This is a genomic window from Xanthomonas sp. NCPPB 3570 (assembly GCF_056725115.1).
In genome coordinates, this window is record NZ_CM161513.1 from 2405162 (window position 1) to 2429607 (window position 24446).

The 24446-nt window shown below is 66.3% G+C and carries 3 protein-coding genes; all 3 read left to right on the forward strand.

The features are described from left to right. Positions 1-5: 5 nt before the first annotated feature. From AC1PLR_RS10540 to AC1PLR_RS10550, 3 genes are read left to right on the forward strand one after another with little or no spacing between them, the layout of a single operon-like run. Positions 6-9899 carry a non-ribosomal peptide synthetase gene (locus AC1PLR_RS10540; protein ID WP_481103575.1) on the forward strand — a complete coding sequence of 3298 codons (9894 nt, stop codon included), beginning with the start codon at positions 6-8 and terminating at the stop codon, positions 9897-9899. Further along, positions 9892-23682 (forward strand): amino acid adenylation domain-containing protein, encoded by a 13791-nt coding sequence (locus AC1PLR_RS10545; RefSeq protein WP_481103484.1) that lies wholly within the window; start codon positions 9892-9894, stop codon positions 23680-23682. Before AC1PLR_RS10540 ends, AC1PLR_RS10545 begins: the two co-directional genes overlap by 8 nt. After that, on the forward strand, positions 23679-24446 hold the full coding sequence (locus AC1PLR_RS10550; RefSeq protein ID WP_481103485.1) for a thioesterase II family protein: 768 nt from the start codon (positions 23679-23681) through the stop codon (positions 24444-24446). Before AC1PLR_RS10545 ends, AC1PLR_RS10550 begins: the two co-directional genes overlap by 4 nt.

Here is a 24446-nt window from a genome sequence, read left to right on the forward strand (position 1 = left end):
GACTCATGGCGATGCTCAAGCAGCACAAGGCAGAGTTGATAACACTCCTTGAAAATGCTTCGCCTGCCGTCACCGGGATTACGCCGCAGATGCTGCCGCTGGTGCAGCTGAACCAGGAAGAGATCGACGAAATTGTCGAAGGCATTCCCGGCGGCGTGGCCAACATACAGGACATCTATCCATTGGCCCCGTTGCAAGAGGGCATGCTGTTCCAGCATCTGCTCGGGGGTGACGGCGATGCCTATCTGCTGAGGACGACGTTGGAATTCAACGATCGTGGAACGCTCGATGCTTTCGTGGACGCGCTGGGAGCGATCATCGCGCGGCACGACATTCTACGGACAGGCTTCCGATGGGAGGGCCTGTCCACACCGGTTCAGGTGGTCCAGCGCAGAGCGCCGCTCCACATCAGCGAGGTGATCATCCCGGCAGGCGAAGACTGCGCCAGTTGGCTCGATGCCCATACCGACCCGCGCCATCGTCGTCTGGATCTGCGGCACGCCCCGTTGCTGCATGCCCATGTGGCGCAGGATGGCGATCGAGGCTGCTGGCGAATGAGCCTGTGGCGGCATCACCTGGTCTGCGACCATGTCACGATGGAACTGCTGCTGGGTGAAGTTGCCGAGGTCCTTGCCGGTCGTGGCGCCGACCTCCCGCCTCCGCAGCCCTATCGCAATTTCATTGCGCGCACCCGTGCAGTGCCGGCGGATCGCCACGAGGCCTACTTCCGTGAGCGGCTGTCTGACATCGATATGCCGACGGCACCGTTCGACGTGTTGGATGTGCATGGTCAGGGGGAGTCCATACAGGAGCATAGGCAGGTGCTGTCAGAGGCCGATTCTGTCGTGCTGCGCGCGGAGGCGCGTCGCCTCGGGGTATCGCCCGCCGCTGTATTTCACCTGGCATGGGCGCGGGTACTTGCGATGTGCTGTGGGCAGGACGATGTGGTCTTCGGAACGGTACTGTCCGGTCGCCTGCAGATCGGCAATGCAAGCCAGGTGGTGGGGATGTTCATCAACACCCTGCCGATCCGCATTACGGTCGGGACCGCAACGATCGAAGATACATTGCGCAGCATTCAGCACGATCTGGGCGAGTTGCTGGAGCATGAACAGGCGTCGCTGGCGCTGGCGCAGCGTTGCAGCGGCGTAGCCGCGCCGCTGCCGCTGTTCTCGAGCCTGCTCAACTATCGACACAGCCACCGACCGGTCGGATCCGGCGGTCCGGTTGATGCTGTCTGGCAGGGCATTCGGTTGATGGGGGCCGAGGAGCGCACCAACTACCCCATGGTGATGGCAGTTGAAGACTGGGGCACTGCGTTCGGGCTGACAGTGCAGTGCAGCCAAGGACTGGATGCACCCCGCATTGCCCGCTACATGAACACGGCAGTGCAATCCGTGCTGTCCGCGCTCGGGATGCGCCCGACGTTGCCGGTGCGCAGCCTGGCGGTCATGGATGCGGCTGAGCGCGAGCGCGTGTTGGAGGAATTCAACGCGACCGATGTCGCATTGGAAATCGACGATACCGTGCACGGCCTGTTCGAAGCACAGGTCCGGCGTACACCGGACGCGCCGGCGGTGCGTCTGGACGATGCAGGGCTCAGTTACAGTGAGCTCAACAGGCGCGCCAATCGGCTTGCGCATCATCTGATCGGACAGGGTGTCCGCCCCGACGACCGTGTCGCCATCCATGTGGAACGCAGCATCGAGATGGTGGTAGGCCTGCTTGGCATCCTCAAGGCCGGAGCGGCCTATGTTCCGCTGGATCCAAGCTATCCGGTCGACCGACTGGGGTACATGTTGACCGACTGCGAACCGTCGCTGCTGCTGACCGACAGTGCGCTGCTCACGCGTCTGGATCGTGGTTGTCTGCCGCGGACGATCTGTCTGGATACCGATGCGGCGCTGTGGGAAGAAGGCGATGATACCGACCCCGATCCGCAAACGTTGGGCCTGACACCGCTGCATTTGGCCTACATCATCTACACATCGGGTTCGACCGGACGTCCAAAGGGGGCGATGAACGAACATCGAAGCGTGGTCAATCGCCTGCTCTGGGCACAATCCGCATTCGCGCTTGACGCCGCCGATCGCGTGTTGCAGAAGACACCATGCGGTTTCGATGTGTCGGTATGGGAATTTTTCCTTCCTCTGCTGGCCGGCGCCGAGTTGGTCTTGGCGCAGCCGTCCAGGCATCGGGAGCCGGACTATCTGGCTGCACTGGTGACCTCGGCCGACATTACCGTGGCTCACTTCGTCCCTTCGATGCTACAGGTGTTTCTTGCCAACCTGAGCGCTGGCGACTGCGCGTCGCTGCGCCATGTCCTGTGCAGCGGAGAAGCGCTTCCGCATGCATTGCAGATGCGCTTCTTCGCGGCGCTGCCTCACACGAACCTCCACAACCTGTATGGCCCTACCGAAGCTGCGGTGGATGTCACCTGGTGGCGTTGCGAGGCGCAGCGCCACGCGGGACGCGTGCCGATCGGGTATCCAATCGCCAACACCCGCATGTATGTTCTGGATCGTCACGGATCACCAAGCCCGATCGGCGTGAGCGGCGAGTTGGTCATCGGTGGCGTGCAGGTGGGGCGAGGCTATTGGCGTCTTCCTGAACTGACCGACGAGCGATTTGTTCCGGATCCCTTTGCGCGTAAGCCGGGAACGCGAATGTATCGAACCGGAGATCTCGGCAGATGGCTGCCCGATGGGGCAATCGAGTACCTGGGGCGCAACGACTTCCAGGTGAAGATCCGGGGCTTCCGGATCGAACTGGGCGAGATCGAGGCCCGCCTGATGGCCTGCCCAGGGGTAGGCGAAGCGGTGGTGCTGGCGCGACAGGACGCCGCAGCCGAGATCCGGCTGGTGGCTTATGTGGTGATGCGCGAGGGGGGCGACGCGTCTCCAGGCACGCTGCGGCAGGCGTTGGCCGGCGATTTACCCGAATACATGGTGCCCGGTGCCTTCGTGATGCTGGATGCGCTTCCGTTGTCCCCGAACGGAAAGCTGGACCGCAAGGCATTGCCGGCCCCGGACATGGAGGCGGTGACCTCGCGTCACTACGCGCCGGCGCAGACCGCCGCCGAACATGCGTTGGTCGAGGCCTGGCAGGCGCTGTTGGGCGTGGAGCGGGTAGGGCGGCACGACCATTTCTTCGAGCTAGGCGGGCACTCGCTACTGGTAATCGGGTTGATCGAACGCCTGCGTCGCAGCGGCTATGCCACCGATGTTCGCACCGTTTTCACTACTCCCGTACTGCACGAGCTTGCGGCAAACCTTGAGGCCAGGGACGGCGACAGGCTGGATGTCGCATTCAATGCCATCACGGAGGCAACGGCGCGAATTACGCCGGACCTGCTGCCATTGGTCGCACTCAGCCAAGCGGAGATCGACGCGCTGGTGGAGCGGATCCCCGGCGGGGTCGCCAATGTGCAGGACATTTATCCGCTGGCCCCCTTGCAGGAAGGCATCCTGTTTCATCATTTGCTGGAGCAGGACAGCGAGGGAGATGCCTACCTGATGCGGTCGGTGATCGCCTTCGAGCGCCGTGATCGCTTGGATGTGTTCCTGGAAGCGTTGCATCAGGTCATTGCGCGACACGATATCCTGCGCACCTCGGTTCATTGGCAGGATCTGCCAAGGCCTGTGCAGGTTGTGCACCGACGCGCCGAGCTGCCAGTGGAGATGCTAGCTCCCATTGCAGGCAGCGATGCACTCGACCAACTGCTGGCCCGCACCGACACACGCAAGCTGCGTTTCGAACTGGGCCGTGCGCCGTTGTTGCGAGCTTATGTCATCGAAGATCGCGCCAGCGGCGAATGGCTGCTGGCACTGCTCAATCATCATCTCGTCGATGACAACTATTCCCTGCAATTGTTGCTTAGGGAGGTGCAGACGCTGCTGCGCGGCGAGGGCGACTTACTGCCGCCGGCAATGCCGTACCGCAACTTCATTGCTCGTACCGAGGCGATGGACCTCAGTGGGCACGAGGCCTATTTCCGAGCCCAGTTGGGCACCGTGGAGGAGACTACTGCACCGTTCGGTATCGTGGATGTTCGCGCTGAGGATACCAAAGTCTCGGAAGCGCGCTCGCGCCTGCCGATGAGCATGGCGCGCCGCCTCCGCGACGCGGCGCGCCGACACGCCGTACCGGCTGCCGTACTGTTCCACGTAGCCTGGGCACAGGTGGTGGCCAAGTGCAGCGGCCGCGGCGACGTGGTGTTCGGTACGGTGCTTTCCGGCCGGTTGCAAGGGTCCGAAGGCGCCGATCAGGTGGTGGGCATGTTCATCAATACCCTTCCGGTTCGGTTCGACGTCGAAAACCTGGACGCTATCGCGGCAGTCGAACAAATGCAGCGGCAATTGCTGGACCTGCTTCAGTACGAACAGGCGTCTCTTGCGCTTGCGCAACGCTGCAGCAACGTCCCGCCCCCGTTGCCGTTGTTCACGGCATTGATGAACTATCGGCACAGCAACGCCGTGACCAGTCAGGCGGAGATCGAAGCCGCAGCGCTGGCATGGGAAGGAATGCGATCGATCAGTATCGAAGCCCGCAACAACTACCCGCTGACGATGTCGGTGGAGGACCTGGGGGAGGCGTTCGGGCTCACTGCGTTGGCGGTGGACGGGATCGACCCGCAGCGCCTGGTGGGGTACATGGAACAGGCGCTGTGCGCATTGCTGGACGCGCTGGAGACGGGGGCGCAGCAGCCGCTGCGTCAGCTGGCGATCCTGCCGGCGGCCGAGCGGCAGCTGGTCGTGCATGGCTTCAACCGCATCGAGGAGTGCACGCCGGACGAGCATGTGGTGGGGTTGTTCGCCGCGCAGGTGGCGCGCACGCCGCAGGCGCCGGCGATCGCCTTCGGCGGCCTGACGCTGGACTTCGCCACGCTGGATCGTCAGTCCAGCCAGCTGGCGCAACGGTTGGTGGCGCTGGGCGTGCGCCCGGACGATCGGGTGGCGATCTGCGTGGAGCGTGGGGTGCAGATGGGCGTGGGCCTGCTGGGGATCTGGAAGGCCGGCGCAGGCTATGTGCCGCTGGACCCGGGGTATCCGCAGGAGCGGTTGGCGTACATGCTGCAGGACAGTGCCCCGCGTGCGGTGGTCAGCCAGGGCGATGTGCTGGCGTCGCTGGAGCTGTCGGTGGCGGTGCCGCTGGTGGACCTGGACGATGCGACGCTGTCCGCCGAGCCGACGCAGGCGCCGGCGGTGGCGCTGGAGCCGCAGCATCTGGCGTACATGATCTACACGTCCGGCTCGACCGGGCAGCCGAAGGGGGTGATGATCGAGCATCGCTCGCCGGTGAACTTCTGGCGTGCGATGCGCCAGAGCACGCATCGGGACCTGCCGGCCAATGCGCGTGTGGCGGTGAACGCCGCGTACGCCTTCGACATGTCGCTCAAGGGATGGCTGCAGTGGTTGTCCGGGCATTGCGTGATGCCGGTGCCGCAGCAGATCCGGGCCAGCGGCCCGGCGCTGCTGGCGTTCCTGGAGCAGGAGCGGATCGATGCGCTGGACAGCACGCCCTCGCAGTTGGAAGGCCTGCTGGCGGCGGGCCTGCTGGAGGGGACGGGCCATCGTCCGCGCAGCGTGCTGCTGGGGGGCGAGGCGATCGGGCCGGCGTTGTGGGCGCGCTTGCGCGGGTCCGAGCGGATCGCGTTCTTCAACATGTACGGTCCGACCGAGTGCACGGTGGATGCGACGCTGATCGGCGTGCAGCAGGCCGGTGCGACGCCGACGATCGGGCGTCCGATCCGGAACGTGCCGGTGTACATCCTCGATGGGCAGGGCGAGCCGGTGCCGGTGGGGGTGGCCGGTGAGCTGTGCATCGGCGGGGTACAGGTGGCACGCGGCTACTGGAACCGTGCGCAGTTGAGCGCCGAGCGGTTCGTGCCGGACCGGTTCAGTGCCGATCCGCAGGCGCGGATGTACCGCACCGGGGATCTGGGCCGGTGGCGGGCCGACGGGACGATCGAGTACCTGGGGCGCAACGACTTCCAGGTGAAGATCCGCGGCTTCCGGATCGAGCTGGGGGAGATCGAGGCGCAGTTGCTGGCGTGTGCGGACGTGCGCGAGGCGGTGGTGGTGGCGCGTGCCTACGGCGAGGGCGACACACGGCTGGTGGCGTACGTGGTGATGGCGCCGGGGGTGGCCTGCGATGTGTCGGCGCTGCGGCAGGCCTTGCTGCAGCGGCTGGCCGAGTACATGGTGCCGAGCGCGTTCGTGGCGCTGGAGGCGTTGCCGCTGACGGCCAATGGCAAGCTGGATCGTCAGGCGCTGCCGGCGCCGGAGACGGCGGCGGTTCCGGTGCGTGCGTACGAAGCGCCGCACGGGGAGATCGAGGAGGCGATCGCGGCGATCTGGCAGGACCTGCTGGGCGTGGAGCGGGTGGGGCGCCACGACCACTTCTTCGAGCTGGGCGGCCACTCGTTGATGGTGATCGGACTGATCGAACGGTTGCGCCAGCGCGGCCATGTCACCGATGTGCGCAGCGTGTTCACGGCCCCGATCCTGAGCGCGCTGGCTGAGCGCATGGGCGCCGAGCGCCAGGGTGGTCCGACGCTGGCTGCCAATCCGATCACCCACCAGACCACCCGCCTTACGCCGGAGTTGCTGCCGCTGGTGCGGCTGGAGCAGGCGCAGATCGACCAGATCGTGGCGCAGGTGCCGGGCGGGGTGCCCAACATCCAGGACATCTATCCGCTGGCGCCGCTGCAGGAAGGCATTTTGTTCCACCACCTGCTGGAGCAGGAGCGCGAAGGCGACGCCTATCTGATGCGTTCGGTAGTGGCCTTCGCCGACCGGGCACGACTGGATGCGTTCCTGTGGGCGATGCAGCAGATGATCGACCGGCATGACATCCTGCGCAGCGCGATGCAGTGGCAGGGGCTGCCGCAACCGGTGCAGGTCGTGCACCGGCAGGCGCGCTTGCCGGTGCAGGAACTGGCAGTGGACGCCGGCCAGGATGCGCTGGCGCAGTTGCAGCAGGCGACCGATCCGCGCCGGCATCGGGTGCCGGTGAGCCAGGCGCCGGTGATGCGCGCGTTTGTGGTGGAAGACCCGGTGCGCGGGGAATGGTTGCTGGCGCTGCTGCGGCACCACCTGGTCTGCGACCACGTGGCGATGGATCTGCTGCTGTCGGAAATCCAGACGCTGCTGGGCGGCGGCACGCTGCCGCCGGCACGGCCGTATCGTCACTTCATCGCGCAGATGCAGCACGAGGACGTTGCCGCCCACGAGGCGTATTTCCGCCAGCAACTGGGCGACATCGAGGAACCGAGCGCACCGTTCGGGGTGATGGACGTCCGCCACGACGGGGCGGCGGTGAACGAGGCACGCAGTGGGCTGCCGCTGGCGATGGCGCAGGCGATCCGCAGGCAGTCGCGGCAGTTGGGCGTGAGCCCGGCGGTGCTGTTCCACGTGGCCTGGGCACGGGTGGTAGGGCAGTGCAGCGGGCGCGATGGCGACGTGGTGTTCGGGACGGTGCTTTCCGGACGGCTGCAGGGGTCGGAGGGCGCCGACCAGGTGGTGGGCATGTTCCTGAACACCTTGCCGGTGCGGATCGGGCAGGGAGCCGATGCACGCGGCTCCGTCGCGGCGGTGCACGAGCAACTGAGCGCGCTGCTGGAACACGAGCAGGCGTCGCTGGCACTGGCTCAGCGCTGCAGTGGCGTGGCCGCGCCGCTGCCGCTGTTCACCTCGCTGCTGAACTACCGGCACAGCCATGCCGCCACGCCCGAGGAGAGCGCGCAGGCGGCACAGGCATGGGAGGGCATGCGCCTGATCGGAGGCGACACCCGCAACAACTACCCGCTGACGATGTCGGTGGAGGACCTGGGGGAGGCGTTCGGGCTGACCGCACTGGCGGTGGACGGGATCGACCCGCAGCGCCTGGTGGGGTACATGGAACAGGCGCTGTGCGCATTGCTGGACGCACTGGAGACGGGGGCGCAGCAGCCGCTGCGTCAGCTGGCGATCCTGCCGGCGGCCGAGCGGCAGATGGTCCTGCACGGGTTCAACCGCGTCGAGGAGTGCACGCCGGACGAGCATGTGGTGGGGTTGTTCGCCGCGCAGGTGGCGCGCACGCCGCAGGCGCCGGCGATCGCCTTCGGCGGCCTGACGCTGGACTTCGCCACGCTGGATCGTCAGTCCAGCCAGTTGGCGCAACGGTTGGTGGCGCTGGGCGTGCGCCCGGACGATCGGGTGGCGATCTGCGTGGAGCGTGGGGTGCAGATGGGCGTGGGCCTGCTGGGGATCTGGAAGGCCGGCGCAGGCTATGTGCCGCTGGACCCGGGGTATCCGCAGGAGCGGTTGGCGTACATGCTGCAGGACAGTGCCCCGCGTGCGGTGGTCAGCCAGGGCGATGTGCTGGCGTCGCTGGAGCTGTCGGTGGCGGTGCCGCTGGTGGACCTGGACGATGCGACGCTGTCCGCCGAGCCGACGCAGGCGCCGGCGGTGGCGCTGGAGCCGCAGCATCTGGCGTACATGATCTACACGTCCGGGTCGACCGGGCAGCCGAAGGGGGTGATGATCGAGCATCGCTCGCCGGTGAACTTCTGGCGTGCGATGCGCCAGAGCACGCATCGGGACCTGCCGGCCAATGCGCGTGTGGCGGTGAACGCCGCGTACGCCTTCGACATGTCGCTCAAGGGATGGCTGCAGTGGTTGTCCGGGCATTGCGTGATGCCGGTGCCGCAGCAGATCCGGGCCAGCGGCCCGGCGCTGCTGGCGTTCCTGGAGCAGGAGCGGATCGATGCGCTGGACAGCACGCCCTCGCAGTTGGAAGGCCTGCTGGCGGCGGGCCTGCTGGAGGGGACGGGCCATCGTCCGCGCAGCGTGCTGCTGGGGGGCGAGGCGATCGGGCCGGCGTTGTGGGCGCGCTTGCGCGGGTCCGAGCGGATCGCGTTCTTCAACATGTACGGTCCGACCGAGTGCACGGTGGATGCGACGCTGATCGGCGTGCGCCAGGCCGGTGCGACGCCGACGATCGGGCGTCCGATCCGGAACGTGCCGGTGTACATCCTCGATGGGCGGGGCGAGCCGGTGCCGGTGGGGGTGGCCGGTGAGCTGTGCATCGGCGGGGTGCAGGTGGCACGCGGCTACTGGAACCGTGCGCAGTTGAGCGCGGAGCGGTTCGTGCCGGACCGGTTCAGTGCCGATCCGCAGGCGCGGATGTACCGCACCGGGGATCTGGGCCGGTGGCGGGCCGACGGGACGATCGAGTATCTGGGGCGCAACGACTTCCAGGTGAAGATCCGCGGCTTCCGGATCGAGCTGGGGGAGATCGAGGCGCAGTTGCTGGCGTGTGCGGATGTGCGCGAGGCGGTGGTGGTGGCGCGTGCCTACGGCGAGGGCGACACACGGCTGGTGGCGTACGTGGTGATGGCGCCGGGGGTGGCCTGCGATGTGTCGGCGCTGCGGCAGGCCTTGCTGCAGCGGCTGGCCGAGTACATGGTGCCGAGCGCGTTCGTGGCGCTGGAGGCGTTGCCGCTGACGGCCAATGGCAAGCTGGACCGTCAGGCGCTGCCGGCGCCGGAGACGGCAGCGGTTCCGGTGCGTGCGTACGAAGCGCCGCACGGGGAGATCGAGGAGGCGATCGCGGCGATCTGGCAGGACCTGCTGGGCGTGGAACGGGTGGGGCGCCACGACCACTTCTTCGAGCTGGGCGGCCACTCGCTGTTGGCCGTGCAGCTGATGGTGCGCCTGCGCGACACGTTCTACATCGAAGTCCCCCTGCGCGAACTGTTTGAGCAGCCAATCCTTCAGGTGCTCGCCGATGTGATTCAGGCCCAACTGATGTTGGGAACGCTCGAAGACGAGATCAGAAGCATGGACGACGAACTGGATGGCCTGACCGAAGCTGAACTGCTTGCGATTCTCAAGCGGGAGTCGGTGAATGAGTGAGCAGAACGAAACGCTTGAAGCGCTCAAGCGCAGCATCGTATTGAACCGGGCCAAGCAACGCGCCGCAGCCAAGGCCAAAAGCGATGGCAATGGCCAAGCGATTCCCCACGCCGATCGCAGCCGGCCGTTGCCGCTGTCGTGGGCGCAGCAGCGGTTGTGGTTCCTGGACCAGTTGGATCCGGCCGCCGGCGCGGCGTACCACATGCCGGTGGCGCTGCAGTTGCACGGTGCGCTGGACCGGGCCGCGCTGCAGGCCAGCCTGGACCGCATCGTCGCCCGCCACGAGAACCTGCGCACACGCTTCGTCAGCCAAGCCGACGGTCCGGTCCAGCTCGTCGATGCGGCCGACATCGGCTTCCGGCTGCAGTGGCACGACCTGTCCGCGTTGCTGCCCGATGCCCAGGCGCAGGCCGTGGCCGCGCACAGCCAGGAGGAGGCCGGCGCACGGTTCGACCTGGCGCAGGGGCCGTTGGTACGCGGGCGTCTGCTGCGCCTGGACCAGGACACGCATGTGCTGCTGGTGACCCAGCACCACATCGTGTCCGACGGCTGGTCGATCGGCGTACTGGTGCAGGAGGTCAGCGCGTTGTACGCGGCCTTCTGCCAGGGCCAGGCCGACCCGCTGCCGGCGCTGTCGATCCAGTATGCCGACTACGCCGCCTGGCAGCGCGGCTGGTTGCAGGGAGAGCGCCTGCAGGGTCAGCTGGACTACTGGCGAAGCCAGCTAGACGGCGCGCCCGCACTCCTTGAATTGCCGACAGACCGTCCGCGTCCGCTACTGCAGCGCCATGTCGGCGATCGGGTCGATGTACGTCTGCCGGCCGCGCTGAGCGCCGGGCTGCGCGCCCTGTCGCAGCGGCATGGCACGACCCTGTTCATGACCTTGCTGGCCGGCTGGTCGGCACTGCTGTCGCGCCTGAGCGGGCAGTCGCAGGTGGTGATCGGCAGCCCGGTGGCCAACCGCACCCGGCGCGAACTGGAGCCGCTGATCGGCTTCTTCGTCAATACGCTGGCCCTGCGGGTGAACCTGGAGGCGGCCCCGACCGTGGCCGACCTGCTGGCGCAGGTGAAGGCGACCACGCTGGCGGCCTACGACCACCAGGACCTGCCCTTCGAACAGGTCGTCGAGGCAGTGCAGCCGGTGCGCAGCATGAGCCACAGCCCCTTGTTCCAAGTAATGCTCACGATGAACAACACCCCCGCAGGCGGTGGCCTCTCGCTGGCAAGCCTGCGCATCTCCGCCATGGCGTCGTCGCGTCCCACAGCGCACTTCGATCTTGCGCTCTCGTTGAATGAGACGACCGACGGCATCGCTGGAAACCTCGAGTACGCCAGCGACCTGTTCGAGCGGCGCACGGTGGAACGCTTCGTGGCTTGTCTCCAGACGCTGCTGGGCGCGATGTGTGCCGATGACAGGGTCTCTGTGATGCGACTGCCGCTGCTCACTCGCCGGGAGCGCGAAGACATCCTGGAAGGGTTCAATCGCCGCAGCGGTGAGACGGGCATGGGCATGTTGCTGCAGGACATGATTCAGGCCCATGCGCTGCATGCACCGGAGGCGATCGCACTGCAGGGCCAGCATGGCGCGATGACCTACGCGACGCTGAATCTTCGCGCTAACCAATTGGCCCATCGCTTGATCTCGGCTGGCATCCGCCCGGACGATCGCGTGGCGATATGCGGTGAGCGCAGTTTCGAAATGATCGTGGGATTACTGGCGATCCTCAAGGCTGGCGGAGCCTATGTACCCTTGGATCCCTCCTATCCGGCGGACCGCCTGGCGTACATGCTCGCTGACAGCGGTCCTGTGGCGCTGCTCACTCAATCGCATCTCCAGGAGCAACTGCCTTGGCTGGCTGATGCGCGGCTACCGACGTATCTGCTTGACGAGCCTGAGCCGTCCCCGCAGATCCACGCTGCCGACCCCGTAGTGCCAGACCTGCGTCCAGACCATCTGGCTTATGTGATCTACACATCGGGTTCGACCGGACAGCCCAAAGGCGTCGCCATCGAACACCGCAACATCGTGGCGCAGTCGCTGACGCATATCCGGACCTACGGACTCCATTCCCAGGACCGGACCCTGCATTTCGCCAGCTTCTGCTTCGACAGCTCGGTGATCGAACTGTTCCCGGCCCTGTGCGTTGGAGCGACAGTGGTGCTTCGCCCTCCGACGATGATCGCGCCAGACGAAGAATTTGTGCGCTTTCTCAGCGACCAGCAGCTGAGCGTGATCGATCTCCCCACCGCCTTCTGGCACGCGTGGGTGCAAGAAATCTCGGCGCTGCGCTCGCTGCCACCACCTGGACTGCGGCTGATGGCGGTGGGGGGCGAAAAGGTGGAACGTCGCCACCTGCAGGCATGGCTGGAATCCCCAACGACCGCAGGCTGTCGCTGGCTGAATATGTACGGTCCCACCGAAGCCACGGTGGACACCACCTCCGTGGGATATCAGGGGCAGCAGGAGCTCCCGCCAGGTGAAGTGTCGATCGGCAAGCCGCTAGCCAATGTGCGTGTGTATCTGCTGGATGAATGCCATCAGCCGGTTCCTGTCGGTGTGCCGGCGGAGATCTATGTTGGGGGCGTCGGCGTTGCCCGTGGGTACCTGAATCGAACCGAGTTGACCAGCGAGCGTTTTTTCCGCGATCCGTTCGTGGATGATCCGACGGCGCGCATGTACCGGACTGGCGACCTGGGCCGCTGGCAGGCCGACGGCAGTATCGATTACATCGGCCGCAACGATGCCCAGGTCAAGATTCGCGGATTCCGCATCGAGTTGGGCGAGATCGAAGCGCACCTGTCCAGATGTGAGGGCGTGCGTGAGGCGGTGGTCATCGCGCGGGAGGACACGCCAGGAAGGAAGTTCCTGGCTGCCTACCTCGTCGCACACGATCATGCCACGCTCTCCATCGCGGGCTTGAAGGAGACGCTGGCACGTGATCTGGCCGAGTACATGGTGCCGGCCACCTACACCTTCCTGGATGCGCTGCCGCTGTCGCCCAATGGCAAGATCGACCGCAACGCGCTACCCGTACCCGTTGATTCCGCGCTGCAGGCCTCCGCTTATGTGGCGCCCCAAGGCCAGTATGAGCAGGCCGTGGCGCAGGTGTGGGGCGAGGTGCTGGGGCGGGAAAGAATCGGCAGAAACGACCATTTCTTCGAGCTTGGCGGACACTCGCTGCTCGCCGTCCAGGCAGTGTCGAGGCTCCGTCAGGCGTTGGCGATCCAGATCCCGTTGCGCGACCTCTTCACGTGGCCTACGCCAGCCGCTCTGGGCGCCCGTCTGGGCGAGACGCAAAAGGGCAGCGTACAAACCATCGTGCGCGCCGACCGTATGCAGCGGCTGCCGTTGTCGTGGGCACAACAGCGCTTGTGGTTCCTGGATCGGCTCGATCCTGCGGCTGGTGCCGCTTATCACATGCCGGTGGCACTGCGCCTGCGCGGCCAATTAGATCGCGGCGCGCTGCGCGCTGCGCTGGACTGCATCGTGGCACGCCACGAAGTGCTGCGAACCCACATCGCATCGGAGTCCGGCCAGGCATGGCAGGTGATCGGCCCGGTTGAACAGCGCTTTGCGCTGACCGAAGTGGACCTTTCGGCACTCTCCGCTTCGACGCAGGCCGAGCGCGTGCGGACGCTAGCCAGGGAGGAAGCCCATGCGCGGTTCGATCTCGCGACAGGCCCTTTGATTCGAGGCCAACTGCTGGTCCTGGATACGACCACCCATGTACTGCTGGTCACCCAGCACCATATCGTTTCCGATGGCTGGTCGGTAGGCATCTTGATTCGTGAATTCAGCGCGTTGTACGACGCGCTGTGCAAGGGGGCAGCCGCTCCGTTGCAGGCCCTTGAGTTGCAGTATGGCGACTTCGCCGCATGGCAGCGTGGTTGGCTGCAGGGAGAAATTCTGCAACGCCAGCTGAGCTATTGGCGCGATCGGCTGGAGGGTGCGCCTGCGTTGTTGGAACTGACCACGGACCGGGCGCGACCTGCGCTACAGAGTTATGCCGGCGGCCGCGTTCCTGTGCGTTTGTCGCCCTCGTTGAGTGAGTCGCTGAAGGCGTTGTCCCGGCGGCATGGCACGACGGTGTTCATGACGCTGTTGGCTGCATGGTCCGTGCTGCTGTCGCGCCTGAGTGGGCAGGCGGAGGTGGTGGTGGGGACACCGGTAGCCAACCGGATGCGTCCGGAGCTGGAGCCGCTGATCGGCTTTTTCGTCAATACGCTTGCACTGCGGGTGGACGTGGGCGGGGCAGCGGACGTGGCGGATCTGCTGGCACAGGTGAAGGCGACGACCCTGGGCGCCTACGAGCATCAGGATCTGCCGTTCGAGCAGGTGGTCGAGGCGGTGCAGCCGGTGCGCAGCATGAGCCACAGCCCGCTGTTCCAGGCGATGCTGAGCATGAACAACACGCCTGGCGGCAACACTGGCATGCGGATGCATGGACTGGAACTGGACACACTCGACAGTGGACAAGCCAGTACCCACTTCGATCTGGAACTGGCGGTCAGTGATACCGGTCAGGCGTTGATCGGCAATCTGGTGTACGCCACCGATCTTTTCGATGCATCGACGGCCGAGCGGCATGTGGCCTGTCTGGAGACGCTGTTGCAGGCGCTGTGCGCGCACGAGGGCGCACTGGTCTCGCTGCCGTGGTTGCCGTCGCCGGAGCGTGAGCGGGTGCTGGAGGTGTTCAACGCAACCTCGATGCCGCGGCCGATGACGCTGATCCACCACGCGTTCGAGGAACAGGCTCGTGCCACGCCGGACGCGGTGGCGCTGGAGTGCGGAGGGGTGACGCTTTGCTATGCGGAGTTGAACCGGCGTGCCAATCAGGTGGCGCACCGGCTTGCCGCCCTGGGCGCGAGGCCCGATGCACGCGTGGCGATCTGCGCCGAGCGTGGGCTGGACATGGTGGTAGGCCTGCTGGGCATCCTCAAGTCCGGCGCGGCGTATGTGCCATTGGACCCGACACATCCGCGCGAGCGCCTGGCGGGGATGCTGGCCGACTGTGCGCCGACGGCGGTGCTGGCACAGCCGTCCACGCTCGGTTTGCTGCCGCAGGAGGCGCAGGTGCCGACGCTGGTCTTGACGGCGCGGGTGTGGGAAGACGCGCCGACGCATGACCTGCAGGTCGCCGGGTTGACGCCGCAGCACCTGGCCTACGTGATCTACACCTCCGGTTCGACCGGGCAACCGAAGGGGGTGATGAACGAACACCATGCGGTGATGAATCGCCTTCACTGGGGCAAGACGCAGTTCCCCTGGATGGTGGGCGAGCGGGTGTTGCACAAGACGCCGTTCGGATTCGACGTGTCGGTCTGGGAGATATTTCAGCCGCTGCTGTCCGGGGCCAGGCTGGTCCTGGCGCAACCGCAGGGTCATCAGGATCCGGACTATTTGATCGCGTTGATCGAAAGTGCGCAGATCACGGTGGCGCACTTCGTGCCGTCGATGTTGCAGGCGTTCCTTGATCGTCTGCCGGCGGGCCGGTGTGCGGGACTGCGGCAGATCTTCTGTAGCGGCGAAGCGCTGGGGTTGGCGCTGGCGGCACAGGTACGGTCGAAGCTGCCGCAGGTGGAGCTGCATAACCTGTATGGGCCGACAGAAGCGGCGATCGAGGTGACCTGGTGGAACTGTGCCGAGGGCACGACGCGGCCCGCGGTTCCGATCGGACGGCCGATCGCCAATACCCGCATGTATGTGCTGGATGGGCAGGGCGAGCCGGTGCCGGTGGGGGTGGCCGGTGAGCTGTGCATCGGCGGGGTGCAGGTGGCACGCGGCTACTGGAACCGTGCGCAGTTGAGCGCGGAGCGGTTCGTGCCGGACCGGTTCAGTGCCGATCCGCAGGCGCGGATGTACCGCACCGGGGATCTGGGCCGGTGGCGGGCCGACGGGACGATCGAGTACCTGGGGCGCAACGACTTCCAGGTGAAGATCCGCGGCTTCCGGATCGAGCTGGGGGAGATCGAGGCGCAGTTGCTGGCGTGTGCGGACGTGCGCGAGGCGGTGGTGGTGGCGCGTGCCTACGGCGAGGGCGACACACGGCTGGTGGCGTACGTGGTGATGGCGCCGGGGGTGGCCTGCGATGTGTCGGCGCTGCGGCAGGCCTTGCTGCAGCGGCTGGCCGAGTACATGGTGCCGAGCGCGTTCGTGGCGCTGGAGGCGTTGCCGCTGACGGCCAATGGCAAGCTGGACCGTCAGGCGCTGCCGGCGCCGGAGACGGCGGCGGTTCCGGTGCGTGCGTACGAAGCGCCGCTCGGGGAGATCGAGGAGGCGATCGCGGCGATCTGGCAGGACCTGCTGGGCGTGGAGCGGGTGGGGCGCCACGACCATTTCTTCGAGCTGGGCGGCCACTCGCTGCTGGCCGTGCAGGTCGCCTCACGGTTGCACGCATCGCTGCAACTGGAGGTCCCGCTCCGCGAACTGTTCGCACGGCCGACCCTGTCGGCGCTGGCCGCCAGCCTCGACAGCACGGCCTCTCTCGCTCCCTCCCGGACCTCCATCGCCCTGGCCGATCGCAGCCGGCCATTGCCGCTGTCGTGGGCGCAGCAGCGGTTGTGGTTCCTGGACCAGTTGGACCCGGCCGCCGGCGCGGCGTACCACATGCCGGTGGCGCTGCAGTTGCACGGTGCACTGGACCGGGCCGCGCTGCAGGCCAGCCTGGACCGCATCGTCGCCCGCCACGAGAACCTGCGCACACGCTTCGTCAGCCAAGCCGACGGTCCGGTCCAGCTCGTCGATGCGGCCGACATCGGCTTCCGGCTGCAGTGGCACGACCTGTCCGCGTTGCTGCCCGATGCCCAGGCGCAGGCCGTGGCCGCGCACAGCCAGGAGGAGGCCGGCGCACGGTTCGACCTGGCGCAGGGGCCGTTGGTACGCGGGCGCCTGCTGCGCCTGGACCAGGACACGCATGTGCTGCTGGTGACCCAGCACCACATCGTGTCCGACGGCTGGTCGATCGGCGTACTGGTGCAGGAGGTCAGCGCGTTGTACGCGGCCTTCTGCCAGGGCCAGGCCGACCCGCTGCCGGCGCTGTCGATCCAGTATGCCGACTACGCCGCCTGGCAGCGCGGCTGGTTGCAGGGGGATACGTTGCAGGGGCACCTGCAGTATTGGCGTGCGCAACTGGCCGGTGCGCCGGCGTTGCTGGAACTGCCGGTCGACCGTCCCCGTCCGCAGGTGCAGCGCTATGCGGGCGAGCGGCTCGCGGTGCATCTGCCGGCTGCGCTGAGCACCGGGCTGCGCGCCCTGTCGCGGCGGCATGGCACGACCCTGTTCATGACCTTGCTGGCCGGCTGGTCGGCACTGCTGTCGCGCCTGAGCGGGCAGTCGCAGGTGGTGATCGGCAGCCCGGTGGCCAACCGCACCCGGCGCGAACTGGAGCCGCTGATCGGCTTCTTCGTCAATACGCTGGCCCTGCGGGTGAACCTGGAGGCGGCCCCGACCGTGGCCGACCTGCTGGCGCAGGTGAAGGCGACCACGCTGGCGGCCTACGACCACCAGGACCTGCCCTTCGAACAGGTCGTCGAGGCGGTGCAGCCGGTGCGCAGCCTGCGCCACAGCCCCCTGTTCCAGGTGATGCTGAGCCTGAACAACACGCCTGATCGCGGCGGCCTGCAGTTGCCGGGCCTGACCCTTGAGCAGATGCCCAGCCCCGTACAGACGGCGCAGTTCGATCTGTCGCTGTCGCTGGTGGATCAGGGACAGACGCTGAGCGGCAGTCTGGTCTATGCCAGCGACCTGTTCGATCGTGCCACGGTGGAGCGGATGCTGGCGCAGTGGCAGACCTTGCTGGCGGCGATGGTGGCCGATGCGCATTGCCCGCTCATGGCGCTGCCGCTGCTGGAGGCGGACGAACGCGCGCAGGTGCTGGGCGGCTTCCATGCGCAGGCCCATGCAGGAAGAGCGCAGACGTTCTCGCCCGGGCTGGTGCATGCCGGGTTCGAAGCCCACGCGGCCCGCACGCCGCACGCCACGGCGGTGCGGTGGGAAGGGCAGACGTTGAGCTATGGCGAACTGGAACGGCGCGCCAACCAGGTGGCGCACCGGTTGATCGCACTGGGCGTGCGCCCGGATGAGCGGGTGGCGCTGTGCGTGGAGCGCGGCCTGGAACTGGTGGTGGGCCTGATCGGCATTCTCAAGGCCGGTGCCGGCTACGTCCCCCTGGACCCGGCCTATCCCGGCGACCGGCTGGCCTACATGCTGGCCGACAGCGCACCGGTGGCAGTGCTGACCCAGATCGCACTGGCCGCCATGCTGCCGGCAACGAGCGTCCCGATCCTGGCGCTGGACCAGGCGGCACAGTGGCAGGCGCAGCCGGTGCACGCGCCAGACCCGGCGCAGTTGGGGCTGCAGCCGCACCACCTGGCGTATGTGATCTACACCTCCGGCTCGACCGGTCAGCCGAAGGGCGTGATGGTCGAACACGCACAGGTGAGCCGGTTGTTCGCGGCCACCGAGCACTGGTTCAACTTCGGCCCGCAGGATGTCTGGACGCTGTTCCATTCCTATGCGTTCGACTTCTCGGTGTGGGAGCTGTGGGGAGCGTTGAACTACGGCGGGCGGCTGGTGGTGGTGCCGTCGCTGTGCGCGCGCGCGCCAGCGGAGTTCTACACGTTGCTGGTGACCGAGCAGGTCACGGTGCTGAACCAGACGCCCAGTGCGTTCCGTGCGTTGAGTGCGGCGACGGGCGCGGGCGCGCATGCGCTGCGCCTGATCGTATTCGGGGGCGAGGCCCTGGAGCCGGCGATGCTGGCGGACTGGGTGCGGCACACCCCGACCTCGTCCACGCAGTTGGTCAACATGTACGGCATCACCGAGATCACCGTGCATGCGACCCATCGGTCGATCACCGAGGCGGACATCCTGACCTCGCACGGCAGCCCGATCGGCCAGGCGATCCCGGATCTGCGGCTGTATGTCCTGGATGCGGGCGGGGAGCCGGTGCCGGTGGGAGTGAGCGGGGAGCTGTACGTCTCCGGCGCGGGCGTGGCGCGCGGCTATCTCAACCGGCCGGCACTGAGCGCCGAGCGGTTCGTGCCGGATCGGTTCAGCACCGATCCGCAGGCGCGGATGTACCGCACCGGCGACCTGGGCCGCTGGCGCGCCGACGGGACGATCGAATACCTGGGACGCAACGACTTCCAGGTGAAGATCCGCGGCTACCGGATCGAACTGGGCGAGATCGAGGCGCGCCTGGGTGCCTGTGCCGGCGTGCGCGAGGCGGTGGTGATCGCGCGCGAGGACAGCCCGGGCGACAAGCGGCTGGTGGCCTACGTGGTGATGGAATCGGGGCAGGCGTGCGAGGTGCATGCGCTGCGTCAGGCGCTGGCCCGCGACCTGGCCGAGTACATGCTGCCCAGCGCATTCGTGGCGCTGGAGGCGCTGCCGCTGACAACCAACGGCAAGCTGGACCGGCAGGCGCTGCCGGTCCCGGATCAGAGCGCGGTCCTGCAGCGTCCGTTCGAGGCGGCGCAGGGCGAGCGGGAGCAGGCGCTGGCCCAGGTCTGGCAGGAGCTGCTGACGCTGGAGCAGGTCAGTCGCCACGATCACTTCTTCGAACTGGGCGGCCACTCGCTGCTGGTGGTGAGCCTGATCGAACGCTTGCGCCAGCGCGGATGGAGCATCGACGTGCGTGCGGTCTTCATGACCCCGGTCCTCATGCAATTGGCCACGCTGCTGCAGAGCACGGCGGCGGCCGTGCAGCGAAGCGTCGCCGCCAATCCCATTACCCCGGCCACAGAACGGATCACGCCAGACCTGCTGCCGCTGGTGAGCCTCTCGCAGGTTCAGATCGACGCCATCGTCGCATCCATACCGGGGGGCGCCGCCAATGTGCAGGACATCTATCCCCTCGGTCCGCTTCAGGAGGGCATCCTCTTCCACCACCTGATCGACAGTGAACGTCCGGGTGATCCCTACCTCGTGCGGTCGTTGTTCGCGTTTGACCGACGGGAGAAGCTGGATGCCTTCGTAGCAGCGCTGCAGCAGGTGATTGAACGGCATGACATTCTGCGCAGCGCGCCGCGCTGGCAGGGACTGGAGCGGCCGGTGCAGGTGGTGCATCGCCGAGCGCCATTGCCGATGGAAGTGCTGAGCCCGGTGGAGGGAAGTTCCCCTATGCAGGCGTTGCTCAAGGTCAGCGACCCGGCCCGGATCAAGCTGGACCTGGAGAAGGCCCCATTACTCCGTATCCAGGTGGTGGAAGACACTGCGAGTGGCCAATGGCGGATGGCGCTGCTCAACCATCATCTGGTTGACGACAACTACTCCATGCAACTGCTGTACCGCGAAATCCGGACGATTTTGCAGGGGCATGCGCACACCTTGCCGCCTCCGGAGCCGTACCGCACCTTCATCGCACGGGCAGTCGATTCGGACGACGCAGGGCATGAAGCCCACTTCCGCAAACAGCTCGGTTCCGTGACTGAACCCACCGCGCCGTTTGGCGTGCTGGATATCCACGGCGAAGCTGGTTACGTTCGCCGTGCGCGAGTCGACCTGCCGTCGTCGTTGACCACCTCCGTGCGCGAGCAGGCTCGCGCTTCCAGAGTGACGCCCGCCGTGCTGTTCCACGTGGCCTGGGCGATGGTATTGGCCCGGCTGATCGATCGCGCCGATGTGGTGTTCGGCACAGTGCTGTCCGGTCGCCTGCAAGGATCGGAGGCGGCCGATGAAGTCGTCGGAATGTTCATCAACACCTTGCCGCTGCGCTTGGATCTGACCGGTTGCACCGTCACCGACGCTGTGCAGCATGCGCAGCAGGCATTGGGCGAACTGCTCCAGCATGAGCAGGCATCGTTGACGCTCGCTCAGCGCTGCAGTGGGGTGAGGGCTCCATTGCCGTTGTTCACCACGCTGCTCAACTACCGTCACAGCCATCTGGTGGAAGACGGGGAAGAGAGCATCGAGGTATGGGATGGGATCCATGCACTTGGAACTGAAGAGCGGACCAACTATCCCATCGGCGCGTGTGTGGACGATCTGGGAACAGGTTTCACGCTGACGGCGCAGACATGCGGAAGCATTGATGCAAAGCGCGTGGTTGCCTATCTGCTTCAGGCAACGGAGGGGCTGGTCACTGCCCTTGCCGGCGAAGCTGCAGTCGAGGCTTTGTCGGTCGACGTGATGCCTGTCGGCGAGCGCATGCAGTTGCTCGAGGCGTTCGCCAGGTCGCCAGACGATATGGCCTGCGGGCGGCCCGAAACATTGGTCCAACTGTTCGAGGCACAAGTCGCCCGGCGCCCGGATGCGGTGGCGCTGTACGGTGCTTTTGGCCACTGCCGATATGACGATCTAGACCGTATCGCCAACCACCTGGCCCGCGCTCTGCGTGAGCAGGGCGTCGTTCGCCACGATCGAATCGCCGTCTTCGCGGAACGCGGGGAAACGATGATCCAGGCGCTACTGGGAGTGCTCAAGGCAGGTGCGGTTTACGTGCCGATGGATCCGGACTATCCGGCTGAGCGCCTGACGTTCATGCTTGAAGACAGCGCGCCATCGTTGGTGCTCGCCACCCGAGCGGCGGAAACGCAAGTGCGCCGATTGGGGTTCGCCGGTACCGTGATTGTGCTCGAGGACATGATGGGTCCGTCGGCCCGGCGCGAAAGCGAGCACTGCCTGCATGCGCAGGAGGCCGCAGCACAGCCGAACGACGCGGCCTACATGATCTACACCTCCGGCTCGACGGGCCGCCCCAAGGCGGCCATCAATCGCCATGCTGGTGTCAGCGCAATGATACGTGCTTCGTTGCAGGCGGTCGGCATCGACGACAGCAGCCGCATCCTGCAGTTCGCCTCGCCCAGTTTCGATGGCAGCGTCTTCGAGATATTTGTGTCGCTGTGCTCCGGCGCGGCGTTGTGCCTGGCAGATCGCGAAAGCTTGCGCCCTGGCGACGCGCTAGTGGACACGCTGCGGCGATTCGAGATCAGCCATGTCGCGATGCCCGCTTCAGCGTTGCAGGCCTGTGGTGCCGGCGCAGCCATACCATCCTCGATCACACTGATGCTGGGAGGAGAAGTGCTGCCTCCCGCATTGGCTCGGGCCTGGGCCTCGACGCACCGGCTTTTCAACCTCTATGGCCCCACCGAGACGGCGGTGACGTCCACCTTCCACCGTTGTCTACCTGACGCCGAAACCCATGTCCCGATAGGACGTCCCCTGGGGCATTGCCGACTGTACGTCCTCGACGAGCAGGGGCGTCTTTCGCCGATTGGCGTACCCGGGGAACTCCATGTTGGAGGGGTGGCAGTCGGTCTCGGCTACTGGAAACGCGAGGCGCTGACGGCCGAGCGCTTCGTCGAAGATCCCTTCATGCAGACTGGAGCTGGGCGGATGTACCGCACCGGAGACAAGGTCAGGTGGTGCGATAACGGAGAGATCGAGTACCTAGGGCGCAACGATTTCCAGATCAAGCTGCGCGGGTTCCGGATCGAACTGGGCGAAATCGAAGCGCGCCTAGGTGAGATCCCGGGGATACGTGCCTGCGCCGTGGTGGCGCGCGACCATGCGACCGGCCTGCGCCTGGTAGCCTACGTGGTGCCCGAAAAGGGTGTCGATCTGGATGCCGGCTTCCTTCGCCAGCGGCTCGCGCTGACCCTGGCGGAGTTCATGCTTCCCAGCGCCTTCGTGCAACTCGCCGAATTGCCACTGAGTCCGAACGGAAAGCTGGACCGCACCGCTTTGCCGGCTCCGGATCAAGCCGCGCTGGCGCAACGTCCCTATGTGGCGCCACGCACACCGGACGAGCAGGCGCTGGCACGTTTGTGGAGCGAGCTATTGGGAACGGATCGCGTCGGCTGCGACGATCACTTCTTCGAACTTGGCGGTCACTCGCTGTCGGCCATTCGACTGGCTTATCTCGCCCGAGAGAGGCTGGGAGCGACACTCTCACTCGCCACCGTCTTCGCATCGCCCACACTCTCGGCGATGGCCGAAACACTGCATGGGAGCCGCCGCGGCCAGTATGATCCCGCCGCCCCGGCAACACAGACGCTGGTGACGATGCTGGCCGGCGATACCGGAGCACCGGCCCTGTTCTGCATCCATCCGATCGGTGGGCAGGTGGCGCGCTATTTACCATTGGCACAACGCCTATCGACGCATTGGCAGGTATTTGGGGTGCGTTCGGCCGAAGTCGTGGATCTCGGCGAATCGCCCAGCCTGGATGCGTTGGCGCTTCAGTATGCCCAAGCAATCCAGCACGTACGCCCGCGGGGCCCTTATCACCTGCTGGGCTGGTCGACCGGGGGAATGTTCGCGGCAGCCGTCGCCACGGCCCTGCAGGCGCAGGGTGCCGTAGTGGAGTATCTCGGCTGGATCGATACCCATACGACAGCAATCCCCGCCGATACCAGCACTGCGTACCGCTATGCGGCAATGGCCGAGCTTCGCGGTAGCCGCTATACGCTGCGCGATACAGGCGATGCAGCGGATCTGCTGCTGGCAAGGCTTCCTACTTTAACGTACGAAGAGGCATCCCCTTTGCTGGAAGCCGCGTTACAGCCAGCGATGGACCGCCCCACATTCGAACATCTGCAGACGCAGATCGCGGTGGGCTCACATCATCTTCAACTTCTGCGGGATTTCAGCCAGACCGCGTTGATGAAGCCCACCCAGCAGTTCCGGGTCGGGGGAGGGGAGGACGAAGCAGCGCTCGACACACATCCGAACGACGTGGTGTGGATGGAGGGGGACCATTACACGTTGCTTGCCGAACCCCAGGTGGGCCAACTGGCCGAAGCATTGTACGATTGGCGAGACGCAAGGAGCCCTGCATGAGTCAATCCAGCCAGGCCGGTTGGCTTGTCGGACAGCCTGCTCCGACCGCGCGCCTTCGACTGTATTGCTTCTCCTATGCAGGTGGCAGCGCCTCCATCTTCCACGGATGGGGAAGCGCCCTCGGGCCGGACGTGGAAGTCTGCGCGGTGCAGCTTCCAGGCCGCGGCGCGCGCCTGGCCGAACCGCCAGTCACCACGATGCAGGCATTGCTGCAATCCCTGGTGCCGGTGATCGCGCGACACAATGATCGGCCCTTTGCGTTTTTCGGGCACAGTGTGGGTGCCTTGGTCGCCTTCGAGTTGACCCGCTACCTGCGCCTGCATGGGATGTCGCTACCGCGACAGCTGATCGTGTCCGGTTGCCAGGCCCCTCAGTTCCGCAGCGTGCCGCGCAACTACCACCTCCTTGACGACGATGCGTTCATCGACGTGCTCGGCGTTTACAAGGGCACGCCACGGATAGTGCTGGAGAACCGCGAGTTGATGGATCTGCTACTGCCGGCGTTGCGCGCCGACTTCTCCATAGCGGAAACGTACCGGTATCGCGGGGGACCACAACTGGGTCTTCCCATCACGTTGTTTGCCGGTGAGCACGACGACATCCGTGGAGAGGGCCAGGTGGACGGCTGGGGACGGGAGTCCAGCCATCCGCTGAGCACGATCTGGTTCGACGGCGGGCACTTCTTCATCGATACGCATCGGCAACAGGTCGTCGACCAGGTGCGTGCCGCCCTGTCCAACGTGCACGAGCCGCTGCACGCTTAG

Coding starts and splice junctions, on each gene's coding strand:
- AC1PLR_RS10540 (WP_481103575.1), top strand. CDS start 6: ATGGCGATGCTCAAGCAGCACAAGGCAGAGTTGATAACACTCCTTGAA.
- AC1PLR_RS10545 (WP_481103484.1), top strand. CDS start 9,892: ATGAGTGAGCAGAACGAAACGCTTGAAGCGCTCAAGCGCAGCATCGTA.
- AC1PLR_RS10550 (WP_481103485.1), top strand. CDS start 23,679: ATGAGTCAATCCAGCCAGGCCGGTTGGCTTGTCGGACAGCCTGCTCCG.